This window comes from Gluconacetobacter liquefaciens, assembly GCF_003350405.1.
GTDB classification, from domain to species: Bacteria; Pseudomonadota; Alphaproteobacteria; order Acetobacterales; family Acetobacteraceae; genus Gluconacetobacter; species Gluconacetobacter liquefaciens.
The window spans coordinates 120,500-134,420 of sequence record NZ_QQAW01000008.1 but is presented as its reverse complement, the minus strand read 5'-3'; the positions used below and the strand labels follow the sequence as shown (position 1 = coordinate 134,420).

The window sequence follows — 13,921 nt, the reverse complement described above, 5'->3', positions numbered from 1 at the left end:
GTCCCCCAGACTCAGGATAAGGGTCAGACGATCGGAAGTGGCGAATCGGTCCATTCGTCCCCGGACAGCTCTGGTTCGTTGAACGCCACCAGATTGTTGTAGTGAATGGCGCGGTCCTCGACAAAGAGCGACCGGACGATATGACGAGCTAGCCGGTCGCCCCCGTCGCTGATCGCGGGAATGTCCCCGCTGACCTTGCCGTGCGATAGGGTGGCGGGAAAGCAGAAGCAGTGGACGAATTGCAGGGACGGACACGCCCCTGGCGTTTTTTCCAGAAATTCGAAGCCCTGGCCCAGGTCGGGGGAATAGCGCAGTTCCGCATTGAGCGTGCCCGACGGCATGTCGGCGGGCGTGGGCGTGAACCTGTCCTTCCAGAAGCGCACATGGGGGGCAATAGCCGCCAGTTCCGGCCGTTGGCTCAGATCTACTGAAAAGCCCGTCGCGGCGATGACGAAATCCGCCTCCATCGCGCCGCGGGAGGTTTCAATTAGCGTGCCATCTCCCCAGGGTACCAGGGACAGCAGCGCGCAGCCCAGATGGAAGAAGGCATTGGGCTCGCGCGAGACCCGCAGGACGCTGGCGCGGGGCGGGGGCGTCTGGGCGGACAGGACGCAATCCATGAAGCGCCATTTCCATCCGTCGGGCAGGCCTTGAAAGCCTTGGACCACGCCCATGCTACCGATCCCGGTGAATTTGTTGACGCGCGGCAGGTCGTTGCGTCGCACCAGAATGTCTACACGCTCCGCCCCGGCCTCCAGCGCCACGGCGGCGTTGTCCATGGCGGAGGCCCCGGCGCCGACGACCACGACGCGGCGGCCCTTCAGCGCGGCGAAATCGATCATATCGGCCGAATGGGCCCACAGATGGCGCGGCAGCGCGCGGATCACCTCCGGCACATGGCTGCCGCCCAGGCCGTCGCGCCCGGTGGCCAGGACCAGGCGCCGGCAGACCATGGTCCGCATCTGCGTGCCTGATTGCACCGTCAGGTCCAGCATCCCGTCCGGGCGGAAGGCAATGCCGCGCAGCGTGACGTCGTTGCGTACCGGCAGGTCGAGCACGTCGCGCAGCCAGACAAGGTACTCCATCCACAGACCGGTCGGAATCTTATCCAGCGCGGCCCAGGCCTCCTGCCCGAAACGGGCCTCGTACCACGCATGGAAGGTCAGGCTGGGCAGGCCCATACAGGGACCGGAGAGCGATTTGGGCGAGCGAAGCGTCACCATCCGGGCATAGGTCGCCCAGGGGCCCTCATGCCCGGCGGGTGCGCGATCGAGGACGACATGATTGTCCACGCCGTAGCGGCGAAGATAGCCCGAGACCGTCAGGCCGGCCATGCCTCCGCCAACGATAACGACGTCGGTCACCGGCTGACCGTCGACGGAGCGCTCGGGTACCCATGGCCTGGAGGGCTGGTCGAGCCATTTCAGATCCTGACGAACCCGTTGCCTCAGCAGGTCCAGTCCGTCGGGAATTTCCCCAGGCATGCAGATCGACATCTCCGGTCCTTCGTCAAAACATCCAGCTTGATAGACAGCGGGATCCGTGTCGGGGCGTCGGGGGCCGGCACTGGATGCTTCTCTCCGTGTCATTCGGTCATTATGATGCATAATAAGAATATTAAAAGATAAATAATGCATTTTGCGCATTATGATGACATTTTGGTCCGCTCCGCCTTTCTGGTTCACCGGCGCGAAGCCGATCCCGCCATTTACGCTGACGCGCCTTCAGGATTATCCTCGAGCCATGACAGACGAATTTCCCGACCTGAGGCAGATCGAGGCCTTCTGTGCCGTCATGACGGCGGGCAGCATGACGGGAGGGGCCAAGCTGCTCGGCCGATCGCAATCCATGGTGACCCGCCTGATCCGGGACCTGGAGATATCGGTCGGGTTCCCGCTGTTTCACCGTAACGGCCCCCGCATCACGCCGACCGATCAGGGGGTTCGTTTCTATCGCGAGGCGCAGGGGCTGCTGGGTAGCCTGAACCGCCTGCAGGAAAATGTCCGTGCGATCGCACGTAATGCCGAAAGCTCTCTCGTGGTGGCGGCGACGCCTGCCCTGGCCGCCGGGCTGCTCGCGCGGGGCATCGGATGCATGTCCGACCATGCCCTGCCGGGGCGGCTGCACGTCCAGTCCGCTTCGGCGCAGGAAGTCGTCCATATGGTTGCGCGCAAGGAAGCGGAATTCGGGCTGGTCAGCTTTCCGTTCAACAATCCGGGCGTCGACCTGGCCTGGGTGGGCGAGGCGGACTGCGTTGCCGCCATTCATCGTGACGATCCGCTGGCATCGCATGACGTGATCGATATCGCCTCGCTGTCCGGGCGCCGGATGCTGACGATGGCCGACCCCTTCCGCATTCGCAGCCGCATCGAATACGCTCTGTCCAATGCGGGGGTGGAGCCCGCCGCCATTGTCGATTCGAACATGGCGATGGTCATGTTCACCCTCGCCAGCCGCGGGCTCGGCGTGGCGATCCTCGACCCGGTGACGGCACGCACCTTTCTGCATCCGGATCTTGTCGTCAGGCCGGTGAATGTCGGTATCCCATATTTCTTCTCGGCCGTTACGCCGGGGGGGGGCGCGATGTCCTCGACCGTGGCCGAACTCTCGCGGATCCTGCGGCGCGAGGCGCCGGAGATGATGCCCGGCCTCAGGCTTCATGATGATGATTGCGCCGTCATGCTGGAAGGCGATTCTTTCAACGGTTCGGGCACCGTCGAAGACTGACACCGCCCCTTATGGCTTGGGAAGCTTGTCGTTCAGAAAGCGCGAGACGTGTTGCAGGGCGACTGTGCCGGGCACGCCATGGTTGCTGTCGACAATGATTTCCAGCGTGGCGCCAGGAATCCTGTCCGCGATCAGCCGCGACTGGTCGGGCGGGCAGATCCAGTCCTCCGCGCCGCAGAAGACCAGCGTCGGGCAATGGATCGATGAAAGCCGCCCCACCACGTCATAGAAATGATCCGCGAACAGGTCGTTATGGACGCGGGCATTGTAACGGGTCTTTGCCGTGTGGAGCAGGATCTTGTCGTAATCGAGTGTCTTGGGGTCTTCCGCGTACATCGGCGCCAGTGCGAACATGATCAGGCGGAATTCCTCGTCGCTTTCGATCGTGGGCGTGAACAGCTTTTCCAGCATCCCCTCCGTCGCCATCGGCGCGCGCGGCCCTGGCCCTGAAACTGGCCAGGGCGCCGGCTTCGTGATGCCAACTCGGCGCTGTACCGCGCAGGATCAGCGCCAGCAACGCATCGGGATGAGCGACGGCGTAGGTGAGCGCGATCATGCCGCCGAACGAACCGCCCAACAGCACGATCCGCCGGCCGCCGCACAGGGTCTGGCGGATCGTCTCGATATCCGCGACCATCTGGGCAAAGGTGAAGGGCGCCACGTCCTCGGACCAGCCATGACCCCGCATGTCGAATCCGATGACACGATATCGGCCTGCCAGCGGCGTATAGGTTGCGAAGACACCGTCATGCGTGCCGAAGCCACGGCCACCGTGAAGGACGATCAGGGGAATGCCGTCGGCCGGCCCGATCATGCTCATCGCAAGCCGGGCGCCGTTGATCGTGACGACCGACTGTTCGGCCTTCCACGGCACGGTGGCCCTGGTCACGCCATGTGCCGCCATCGCTGTGATCGCTGCCGAACCCGTCATGAACATTCTCCTGTTCAAAAATATCTTCCGTGTGATCCGAGACATCGTGCGCCCGCTCAGAAACCGGTCGAGAAGCCCCCGACCACGGCGAAGGCGCCTCCGACATAATAGGTCGGGGTGGAACCCGTGATTGTGTGACCCTGCACAGTCACGGCCTTGGCGTTGGTCGGCATGCTGAAAACGCCAGACAGGTACTTGCTGTCGCCGATATTGATCAGGTTGAGCTGAAGCTTGGTGTCGTGCATGCGGCCATAGTCCTTGAACCTGTATCCCAGCGAGACATTCGCGGTCTTGCGGGCGGCAATGCTCTCGTCATCCATGAACGTGGAATATTGCGAGTCGATATAGGAGAAATTGAAATCGCCGAAATAGCGGCCGTCATCATAGGCCAGACCGATCGCGGCGACGAATTTCGGGCTGAGCGGCGCGACTTTGCCGCTGGTCGGCAGCGGATAGCCGCCGACATTGATGTCGTTGTCCAGCCGGGCGTGCAGATACTGCCCCGACAGGTAGGGGGCGATATGATGCCAAGGACGCAGCGCGACCTCGGCCGAGACGCCGCGCGTGGTCTGGCCGCCGGCATTGAGATACGCCGTGGTCAGCGCGCCGGAGATGTAGGTGCTGGTCGAAATCTGCTTGTTGGTGAAATTATAGTTGAACAGAGAAATCGACGCATTGACGAATCCTCGGTGACGGAACCCCAGTTCTTCCGAGATCGCATATTCGTTCTTGAGGTTCGATGTGCCGGTAACGGCGACTTTTCCGGTGGAGATATTATATGAATTGAAATAGGCTGCATCCGACGTCGGCGCCGAAAAATTTGTGTTCGCGTCGAAGAAGACGTCGTTCTGTCTGTCGACATGAAACAGCGCTTCGAAACGCGGCAGATAGGTCGTGGTGGCGCTGCTGATCTTGTAAGGTGCCCCAGGCAGCTCATTGGTGCCCGTCCGGTCGAGATAGACCAGCTTGAAGCCGCCGGTCAGTTCCAGCCTGTCATGCAGCAGCTTGACCGTATCGCGAATGAAGAAGCTATGCAGATTCTGCCAGAAATGCAGGTCCTTGCTGGCCAGGACATTGCCGTTGGCGGTGGTGATCGGGTCCTTGCCGGTCATGCTGGAGGGGGTGCCGTCCGCGCTGAGGGGCACGTAGGAGGTCAGCGAGTTCTGTGTCAGGTTACTGTACCAGTACCCGACTGAAAAATCGTTGTATTTCGTATTGTAGTTCAGCGCGGAATAGACACCCGTCGTGTATTGCGCGTAACCGGCGACCGAAGCGACCGTCGCCTTGCCGCCGATGAGGTTGTCCAGTCCCAGCGCACCGGCCGCTTGCGTGCCGTTGTAGCTGCCGGTGTCGGACAATTGCGTGCCGCTGTCGACCGCGCCGCTCATCCACATGTAATACGGAGTGATATCGAAGGAGACATTCCTGGTGGCGACCAAGTGAATCGGCGCCGAGATACGCATGGTCGATCGTAGCTGTCCGAACAGGCCGTAATAGTTGGTCGCGCCGGGCGTGTATGTACCGGAATAATTGTAGGAAATCCCGTTCTTCTTCCACTGGGTCAGCGACGGATTGGTCACCTTGTTGGCGAAGGCACGGTTATAGGTCACGACGACGTGGGCCGAGTTTCCGGCACCCCATTCCTTTACCGCCTTGAAATCGACGTGATAGCGATTGTTCGTTCCCGGACCACGCCAGTTATTGTTGGTGGTATAGGAAAATGACGTGAAGGTGCGGATGCCGGTCTTGCCCAGAGTGCCACTGTCGAAGCGCAGGAAATCCTTGTTCGTCATATGATTTCCCAGCGAGAAATCAAAATGGCCACCCATCTTGTCCGACGGTTCGATCAATTCCTGCGTCACAGTGCCGCCGACGGAATTGTAGACCGGGGCAGCCAGCGCCGCGCTGCCCTGAGCGACGTCGATGCGGCCGATATTCTCCGAATCAGCCCATTCGGACGTATCGGGCAAGTTGTAGAAGGCATCGGCGGCAGGCATGCCTTCGAACAGGAAGCCGATCTCGTTGCCGTTCATACCGCGGATGCTGATCGAACTGCGGTCGGAAATGCCCAACGGGTCGGAATTCGACACGACGGCACCGGGCAGCGTGGCGATCAGGCTGAGCGTGTTCGTGGTGGGGGATTGTCTGTTGATGAAGTCCGCCGTCACACTACTTTGGGCACGCGCCACGGTTTGCTGCGGCAGCAGTCCCCCTCCTGCGATATCGTGGCGCGATGCGCTGACATCGACCGTTTCGACCGCTGCCGTCTTGGCGCTTGGCTTGGTGTTTGGCGCGGCGGGCTTCGCCGGGGGCGTATTGTGGTGTGCGGCCTTGTCGCGGGGCAGCGCCTGGGCAAGGGCAGTCGGTTCTTCGGCGTGCAATAAGAAGGTGGAGCCCAGCAGCAGCAGCGAGGCGTATCGGTAGCCATGGCTGGGGAGGCGATGGCGCACGGCGGTAATCATACCTGCCGGAGGGCGCGTCCTATCGGCGATAACAGTCGCAGGCATCAGGCTGACCTTTCAAATTACAAAAGGAATCGCTTAATACAAAATATACACCATATTATGAGCATATTCGTAGCGACGATATCTCCTGCGTGGAACATCCGCAACTAATTTTTCATATGGCGCATTAAAGTCGTATAATCATGCGCAATGGGCATCATTAATGCGCCCTGGTCGGGAAAACCGTCAGGTGCCGACAGGGAATCTAGTTTGCGGGCATCGAGCGGGTGTCGAGAGAAGTCTCAAGAGAATATCAGAAGAATCACCATTCCTCACCTCCGCGGTAAGGCACGATGTTGTTTCTTATTCGATATAATAATCCCCACGAGCAGCGATCGCAAGGTATTTTTCATAAAACGCATCAAAAATGTATGATGATGCATATTTAGCATAATTCAATTTCCGCAGGCACTGATGAACACGCAGTAAGGGCGGCGCGTCTGGAGGGGGGGGGCGTGCTCCGCAGGGCGCGCACTCGACTCCACTCCACATAATACGATTATAAATAGTTATAAATATATAATTACATTAAATTTATAGTATATAGCCATGCATGTAACATGTCTGGATAAATATGTCCGCCGTCAGGGCTTATGGGACGGCATTGAGTAGCCCCTAGCAAGCTGTCGGGTTGGGCGCTGTGGCAGTGATGGGTGACGCATGCAGCGTTGTTCATGCGGCGGACAGTCGGGTGATCCTGCGGCAGTTATATGCGAGGGCGACGAGGGTCCATTCTGTTGCGACGTTGGCGAGGCCCCGGAGGTGGAATCGGGTGAAGCCCATGGCGCTTTTGAAGATACCGAAGACCGGTTCGACGGTCTGCTTGCCTAAGGCGTAGAGGGTTTTTGCCGGCTCCTGTTGCAGTCTGTCTTTCATTTTCACGCGCCAGGGCTCGGTGATCCGACGCGGCTCCTTGGGTGATGGCTCTGGCCGGAAATCATAAGAGCGCCGATCCACGGGGCGTCCGATGGCAACCAGCGGGTCCACGTCCCTGGCCTGCAATGTTTCGACGGCCTTGCGGCTGGCAAAGCCCGTATCGGCGAGGACGGTTCGCGGCAGGCCGATCCTTCCCTCCATCCCCAGGATCCTGTCGGCAAAGCTGGTCGCGTCGGCTGTGGTCGCCACGATTGTTGATTTGCGTTGAGAATTGACCCCTTTTGGGGGATCATGCGCACTTTGCGTGCAGGACGCGGGCGCGGAGGAGTTTGAAGCCTGCTCTGCCGAACATGGTGTGCTTGATCATCTTGAGGCGGCTGATCTGCCCTTCGACGGGATTGGTGGTCCAGGGGGTGTGCAACGCGGCCTGAACGGCAGAAAGGTCTCGCCGCAAGCCATTTACAAAACGGGATAAAGGCGTTTTTTTCCCTTCTTCGAGAAGCTTTTCCAGAGATGCTTGTGTTTTTTTGGTAAAAAGATCCTGCATATTTCTTACCCAAGCTGTGGCTTGCGCAAGCATTGGCGCAGCCGTCATTAGGCGTTGGATAAACAGGACCTCTTTTTCCGATCGATTGTCGGATTCGGTCGTAAGCATCCGTGCCAGGTTTCTGCCCATGGGCTTGGCTGACACAGGATGACATGCAGCAGCCGAGGATCGTCTCGATACAATCCAGTCCCTGACGCTGCCATATCGGCCGGAGAAACCCATGGCCATGATTTCGCGATGCAGACGAACTGCATTGTGACATCCTTCCATCAGGCGTTGATCGAGATAGGCGGCATAGGGAACCATGATACCGGGCCGAAAGATGCGACGCTGCCATGTCGAGGGGTGACCCTGTCGCAACCACCGCCGGACAGTCTTGCGTTCCGCGCCGATTGTCTGCGCGATACGGCTGATCGTCTGTCCCTTCGCCCGCATGGCGACTGCCTGCCGGTATTGCTCTTCTCTCTCCATGACGGGCGTGACTGGACGCAACGAGCCCGGCCTCACCCGGATTGCTCACTATTTCCGCGTCGATCGGCTGTTCAACCGGAGATACCTCATTCGTGATATCGGCCATGATGCGTCTGGCCAGGGCGGTGTGCCGATCGACGACGGTCAGGAAGGCATCATGGAGATTACGGATCAGATGCCATCGATCCGCGACCTGGATGGCTGCTGGGGCACCCTGCCGAATGCCGTCGGCATAGGCGCCTGCGCGATCGCGGGCGACAATCTCGATGCCGGGATGATCGCGGAGCCACGCCGCGAGTGTGCTGCCCTGCCGATCGGCCAGCAGATCGACCACCTTGTTTCGTTCGAGATCCACGAGAATGGTGCCATAATGATGACCACGCCGCCAGGCCCAGTCGTCGACGCCGAGAACACGGGGCGTTTCATGCCGTTCGGTAATCGGGGCCATCCTGACGATACGCCGTATCAGCGTGTCGGCGCTGACCGGGCAGCACAGGCGCATCGCCATACGGGCGCCCGCGCTCCCGCCCGGTGCGCAGGCCACGTCGAAGTGGAGGTCTGTCAGCCGGGACGTCTGCCGCGCGTGGGGAGCCGCGAATCCCCCAATGGTTCGACGAAAGTGCGGCGCCGACATCCTTTATCGGTGCAACGGAAACGCCGCACCGTCATCGACAGGGAAACACGACGTCCATGCGCCGGCATATCGGCGAGCTTGCGAACGTAATGACTGTGAAGCCGATGCGATAGCGTGCCACAATCCAGACAGGCTGCTCCATGAGAACGGGATTTCGTCTCGACCTGCATACTGTCGGCTACAATGACCGCACGACCAGACGACAAGGACGAGGGGAGATCAAGAGCACGAACGGTGGACAAGGGCACGAAATCCGGATCAGTGGCAGATCCTCAGCCATTCCCAATGGCAACAGCGCCCGATCTGCGCAAAACACAGATCGAAGGTCACCCCGGGGAACCGTCAATCAGAACGAAAAAAGGCTGAAATCATAAGCCAGACACATCAATCAACGGTTCTTCGATCCCTCCACGTGTGATGCCGTCTGAGCATGGAAGGCGTCTGCAAATCTGGCGTCCCTCATGTGACACTGACATGTGACACAAGGCGGGAACCCATAAATTTTTCGCTGTAAAATCAATGCCTTAGACGGCATGGCGGAGAGAGTGGGATTCGAACCCACGGTACGCTATTAACGCACACACGCTTTCCAAGCGTGCGCCTTAAGCCGCTCGGCCATCTCTCCGGCGCACTGGCGGGACTGCCTTGTCGGCCAGCCCGTCGGTATGGGGCGGGAACATAGCAATAATTCCGGCCGGCGCAAGGGGGTAAAGGTGCGCCGATTCTGCGGCGGCGCACGGGGGGTGGAGTGGGCTGTGATGGGGGCCCTGGTCGGGGCTGTAGTGCGTCAGTTGTTCCGTCAGTGGTCCATCTTCAGGGCGGCCAGGAAGGCGCTCTGGGGGATTTCGACCTTGCCGAACTGGCGCATGCGCTTCTTGCCTTCCTTCTGCTTTTCCAGAAGCTTGCGCTTGCGCGAGATGTCGCCGCCATAGCATTTGGCCGTCACGTCCTTGGACATCGCGCCGATCGTCTCGCGGGCGATCACGCGGCTGCCGATGGCGGCCTGGATCGCGATCTTGAAGAGCTGGCGGGGAATCAGTTCCTTCAGCTTCGCACAGATCGAACGGCCGCGGCTTTCGGCCGCCGAGCGGTGGGCGACGAAGGACAGGGCGTCCACCGGCTCCAGATTGACCAGGATCGAGATCCGCACCAGGTCGCTCTCTTCGTAGCCGTCCATCTGGTAGTCGAAGCTGGCATAGCCGCGCGACACCGATTTGAGGCGGTCGTAGAAATCGAACACCACCTCGTTCAGCGGCAGGCGGTAGACCGCCATCGCCCGGTTGCCGACATAGGTGAGGTCCTTCTGGATGCCGCGCCGCTCGGTGCACAGGGTCAGCACGGCGCCCAGATACTCGTCGGGCACCATGATGGTGGCGACGATCCAGGGTTCCTCCATCTTCTCGATCACCGAGCCGTCGGGCATGTCGGCGGGGTTGTGGAGTTCCTCTATCTCGCCGTTCGTGCGGTAGAGGCGATAGACCACGGACGGCGCGGTTGCGATCAGGTCCAGGTTGAATTCGCGGCTCAGGCGCTCCTGGATGATCTCCAGGTGCAGCAGGCCCAGGAAGCCGCAGCGGAAGCCGAAGCCCAGCGCTGCCGAGGTCTCGGCCTCGTAATGGAACGAGGCGTCGTTCAGCCGCAGCTTGGCCAGGCTGTCGCGCAGCTTCTCGAAATCGTCGGCATCGACGGGATACAGGCCGCACCAGACCACCGGGATCGACGGCTTGAAGCCCGCCAGCGGGGTTTCGGCCGGCCGGCGGTCGTCGGTCAGCGTGTCGCCGACATTGCAGTCGGCCACCGTCTTGATCGCGGCGTTGACGTAGCCCATCTCGCCCGGCCCCAGATCGTCGACCTGCGTCATGCGCGGGGCGAAGACGCCGACCTGATCGACGTTGTAGACCGAGCCGTTCGACATCATGCGGATGCGCATGCCGCGCTTCAGCCGGCCTTCCTTGACGCGCACCAGGATGATGACGCCGAGATACGGGTCGTACCAGCTATCGACCAGCAGGGCCTGCAACGGCTTGGTGTCGTCGCCGACCGGCGGGGGCAGGCGCGTGACCAGGGCTTCCAGCACGCCTTCGATGTTCAGCCCGGTCTTGGCCGAGATTTGGACCGCGTCGTCGGCCGGGATGCCGATGACTTCCTCGATCTGCGCCTTGACGCGCTCGGGCTCGGCGGCGGGCAGGTCCACCTTGTTCAGGATCGGCACGATCTCGTGATGGGCGTCGATGGCCTGGTAGACGTTGGCCAGCGTCTGGGCTTCCACGCCCTGTGAGGCGTCGACCACCAGCAGCGAGCCCTCGCAGGCCGCCAGCGAGCGGCTGACTTCGTAGGCAAAATCGACATGGCCCGGGGTGTCCATGAGGTTGAGGACGTAGGTCTTGCCGTCCTTGGCCGGGTAGGTCAGGCGCACCGTCTGCGCCTTGATGGTGATGCCGCGCTCGCGCTCCAGCTCCATATTGTCCAGGACCTGGTTGGTCATTTCGCGCGCCGTCAGCGCGCCGCAGGCCTGAATCAGCCGGTCGGCCAGCGTCGACTTGCCGTGGTCGATATGGGCGATGATCGAGAAATTGCGGATCAGCGAGAGCGGTGTGTCGGTCATGGGCGCAGACATAGGCCAAAACCCCACGAAAGTCAGCGGGTCGCGCGTAAATTCTCCCGTGGCTTCGGCGCCCCCGCCGCGCGTTCAGGGTCCTGTCAGCTTGGTGTGTTAGAGCGCGCTTTCGGCAGGGATGGCAGCGGGCCATCCGGAGCGCGGGGACGGATGGATGCCAGGGGGCCTGTTGCGTCGGCATGATGTCGGAAAGCCGGGCCGGGGTGCCATGCCGGCCATGATTCTGGGCGTCGGGATTCTCGGTGTCGGATTGGTTGTCGGGACGGCCGGTGGGGCGCGGGCGGCTGATCTGTCCTTTCACGAGGCGGTCAGTGCTGCATGGGCAGTCGATCCGACGCGGGCGGAACTGACGACCAACCGGCAGTCGGCCGATGCGCGGGCGGATGCCGCGAAATCGTGGTTTCCCGGTGGACCCGTGGTGTCGGCGCAGTATTTCGACGACCATTTCATCGGCACCAATATCGGTTACACGACCTATCAGGGCACGGTTTCGGTGCCGCTGTGGCTGCCGGGGCAGGGTACGGCGACGCGACGGGTGGCGCAGGCGGAATCGGCCAGCGTGCAGGAAAAGCTGAATGTCGCGCATATGGCTGTTGCCGTGCGGGTGCTGGAGGCGGCCTCGGCCCAGGTGATCGCCCAGCGCCGGCTGGCGGTGGCATTGTCGCTGGTGCAGGCGATGCAGCGCGTCGGTACCGCGATCGACCGCGCCGGGCGGGCGGGGGAATCGACCGCTGCGGACCAGCAGGCGGCGGCGGCCGAGCTGGCTGCGGCGCGGACTGAGGCCGGACTGGCGCGCGAGCAGGTGGAGACCAGCGGTGCGGCGCTTGCGGTGCTGCTCGGCCGGCCCGGTCTGCCCGATATCCTTTCTTACGATGCGCGGTTTCTGGCGCGTACGCGGCTCGATACCCCGCAGGTGGTGGAGGATAACGATCCGCGCGTGCGGGCCGCCCATCGTGACGTGGTGGCCGCGCAGGAGGCGGTGCGGCTGGCCAGGGCCTCGTTCATGCCCAATCCGGAGGTTGGGGTTGGGGCGATCCATGAAGGGTCGTATGGCAGCCCGTGGGACAACCGGGTGGGGGTGCAGATCTCGGTGCCTCTGCCCAGCGAGGCGCGCAACGTGCCGATGATGGCCGAAGCCCGCAACCGGCTGGCGGCGGCCGGCAGCCAGGAAGTGCAGGCGCGGCGCATGGTGCGGGTGGAACTGGCGCAGGTGCGCGCCCGGCTGGATGCCGCGCGGACCACGCTGGAGAGCGCCCGCACATCGGCCGCCGCGCTGAACCGGCGTGCCGACGAACTGGAACAGTCCTGGCAGGTGGGGGAAACGGCGCTGATCGAGGCGTTGCGGGCGCGGCTGGGGGCCTATAATGCCATTCTGGCGCTGAATTCAGCCGAAATCGGCTGGCATGCGGCCATCTTGCGCGCTGCCATCGCGACCGGGATGACGCCATGAGGGATGTGCGGGCACGCCTGGCGTGCGTGGTCGGGACGGGGTGCCTCCTCCTGTCTTCCGCCGTCCGAGCCGACGTGCCGGCGCGGCCTGAGCCGGTGACGATCGGGGCTGAGGCGCGGCGGGCCGAGGGGCTGACCGACAGCGTGGCGCGGCCGGGGAGCCTGTCGCGGATGCTGCCGGTGCTGGCCAGCGTGATGGCGGACGAGACGCGGATCGTGCGCGTGCGGCCCGTGGGGGCGGGCAAGGTGCTGCGGGTGCATGTCATGGCCGGGCAGCATGTGGCGCGCGATAGCGTGCTGGTCGATTACCTGGATCATTCACTGCATGTCGCGCGCTTGCAGGCGGTGCAGATGCAGGCGGCACTGGCGGGTGCGCTGGCGGCGCGGGCCGAGGCCGAGGCGGCGTGGAAGCGGGCCCAGGTGCTGGCGGGCAGTACCGTGTCGCAGGGTGAGGTCCGGCGCCGGCTTGCGGTGTTGCAGGAGGCCCGCAGCACCGTGGCGGCCCGACAGGCGGATGTGGGCACCATGGCGCATCGCTTCGAGGAGGAATTCAATTCCGTCAGCGAGCGGACGACCACCGGCGAGGACGAGACCTCGTGGTTGCTCGCCCCGATCGACGGCATGGTGCAGGATGTGGGGGTGTCGGCCGGTGGCGATATCGAGGCCGGGCAGATGGCGGTGACGCTGATCGACCTGTCGTCGGTCTGGATCGTGTCCGACGTGTCGCCGCAGGATGCCGCGCGGCTGGTGGTGGGCGGGCGGCAGAGCGTGCTGCTGGATGGGCGGCGGATCGAATCCCGGATCAGTTCGGTCAGCGGTGCGGCGTCGCCTGCCACGGGGCTGGTGCGCGTGATCAGCGTCGTGCCCAATCCGGATGGCGCTTTGCGGCCGGGCATGATGCTGGATGCGGAACTGGAGATTGCCGACAGCCGGAGTGGGATGCTGGTGCCGGCCGAAGCGGTGCAGCAGATCGCGGGCCGGGACGTGGTGTTCGTGCGCGAGGGGGCGGACAGCTATCGGCCGGTGCCGGTGACGGTCGGTGTGGAGAGTGAGGGGCGGGTGGTCGTTCTTTCCGGCCTTTCGGCGGGGCAGGATGTGGCTGCCCATGGCAGCTTTGCCCTGAAATCCATGGTTCTGCTGGCCGGGATGGGCGGGGACGACTGAC

8 protein-coding genes, 1 tRNA gene and 4 pseudogenes are annotated in these 13,921 nt (G+C 62.6%); 3 read left to right on the top strand and 10 right to left on the bottom strand.

Annotated features, from left to right (window positions below; all coding sequences use genetic code 11):
• Window positions 1-23 precede the first annotated feature (23 nt).
• Entirely contained in the window at window positions 24-1,484 is a 1,461-nt protein-coding gene (locus tag C7453_RS13965; RefSeq protein ID WP_245949049.1) for an NAD(P)-binding domain-containing protein, read from the bottom strand.
• Window positions 1,485-1,743: 259 nt separating this feature from the next.
• Between C7453_RS13965 and C7453_RS13960 the strand changes: the two genes are divergently transcribed.
• Window positions 1,744-2,727, top strand: a complete 984-nt coding sequence (locus C7453_RS13960; protein WP_170143231.1) for a LysR family transcriptional regulator — start codon at window positions 1,744-1,746, stop codon at window positions 2,725-2,727.
• A 9-nt stretch (window positions 2,728-2,736) separates the two neighbouring features.
• Here C7453_RS13960 and C7453_RS18735 read toward each other — a convergent pair whose 3' ends face one another.
• The 9 genes and pseudogenes from C7453_RS18735 to lepA all read right to left on the bottom strand — a co-directional run bounded on the left by C7453_RS18735 (window position 2,737) and on the right by lepA (window position 11,295).
• Window positions 2,737-3,153 carry an alpha/beta fold hydrolase gene (locus tag C7453_RS18735; RefSeq protein ID WP_245949048.1) on the bottom strand — a complete coding sequence of 139 codons (417 nt, stop codon included), beginning with the start codon at window positions 3,151-3,153 and terminating at the stop codon, window positions 2,737-2,739.
• Window positions 3,154-3,208: 55 nt separating this feature from the next.
• Window positions 3,209-3,541: pseudogene (locus C7453_RS19815) on the bottom strand (alpha/beta fold hydrolase); the annotation flags it as partial.
• Window positions 3,542-3,714: 173 nt separating this feature from the next.
• On the bottom strand, window positions 3,715-6,108 hold the full coding sequence (locus C7453_RS13945; RefSeq protein ID WP_245949047.1) for a TonB-dependent receptor: 2,394 nt from the start codon (window positions 6,106-6,108) through the stop codon (window positions 3,715-3,717).
• Between the two features lie 726 nt (window positions 6,109-6,834).
• Window positions 6,835-7,433 (bottom strand): annotated as a pseudogene (locus C7453_RS13940) (transposase); the annotation flags it as partial.
• A pseudogene (locus C7453_RS19810) lies at window positions 7,409-7,693 on the bottom strand (ISL3 family transposase); the annotation flags it as partial. The pseudogenes C7453_RS19810 and C7453_RS13940, both read right to left, overlap by 25 nt.
• 547 nt (window positions 7,694-8,240) lie before the next feature.
• Window positions 8,241-8,504 (bottom strand): annotated as a pseudogene (locus tag C7453_RS19435) (ISL3 family transposase); the annotation flags it as partial.
• 113 nt (window positions 8,505-8,617) lie between these two features.
• Window positions 8,618-8,860, bottom strand: a complete 243-nt coding sequence (locus C7453_RS19430; RefSeq protein WP_114728159.1) for a transposase family protein — start codon at window positions 8,858-8,860, stop codon at window positions 8,618-8,620.
• 364 nt (window positions 8,861-9,224) lie between these two features.
• Window positions 9,225-9,315: transfer RNA gene (locus tag C7453_RS13925), tRNA-Ser, on the bottom strand.
• A gap of 174 nt (window positions 9,316-9,489) precedes the next feature.
• Window positions 9,490-11,295 carry a translation elongation factor 4 gene (gene lepA, locus C7453_RS13920; RefSeq protein ID WP_114728158.1) on the bottom strand — a complete coding sequence of 602 codons (1,806 nt, stop codon included), beginning with the start codon at window positions 11,293-11,295 and terminating at the stop codon, window positions 9,490-9,492.
• Window positions 11,296-11,461: 166 nt separating this feature from the next.
• On the opposite strand from lepA, the gene C7453_RS13915 reads away from it, so the two are divergent.
• Window positions 11,462-12,757, top strand: coding sequence for a TolC family protein (locus C7453_RS13915; protein ID WP_114728157.1), 1,296 nt, complete (start codon window positions 11,462-11,464; stop codon window positions 12,755-12,757).
• Window positions 12,754-13,920: an efflux RND transporter periplasmic adaptor subunit gene (locus C7453_RS13910; protein ID WP_114728156.1), complete on the top strand. Its 1,167-nt coding sequence runs from the start codon at window positions 12,754-12,756 to the stop codon at window positions 13,918-13,920. Before C7453_RS13915 ends, C7453_RS13910 begins: the two co-directional genes overlap by 4 nt.
• Window position 13,921 lies beyond the last annotated feature (1 nt).

Coding starts and splice junctions, on each gene's coding strand:
- C7453_RS13965 (WP_245949049.1), bottom strand. CDS start 1,484: ATGCCTGGGGAAATTCCCGACGGACTGGACCTGCTGAGGCAACGGGTT.
- C7453_RS13960 (WP_170143231.1), top strand. CDS start 1,744: ATGACAGACGAATTTCCCGACCTGAGGCAGATCGAGGCCTTCTGTGCC.
- C7453_RS18735 (WP_245949048.1), bottom strand. CDS start 3,153: ATGGCGACGGAGGGGATGCTGGAAAAGCTGTTCACGCCCACGATCGAA.
- C7453_RS19430 (WP_114728159.1), bottom strand. CDS start 8,860: ATGCAGGTCGAGACGAAATCCCGTTCTCATGGAGCAGCCTGTCTGGAT.
- lepA (WP_114728158.1), bottom strand. CDS start 11,295: ATGACCGACACACCGCTCTCGCTGATCCGCAATTTCTCGATCATCGCC.
- C7453_RS13915 (WP_114728157.1), top strand. CDS start 11,462: ATGCCAGGGGGCCTGTTGCGTCGGCATGATGTCGGAAAGCCGGGCCGG.
- C7453_RS13910 (WP_114728156.1), top strand. CDS start 12,754: ATGAGGGATGTGCGGGCACGCCTGGCGTGCGTGGTCGGGACGGGGTGC.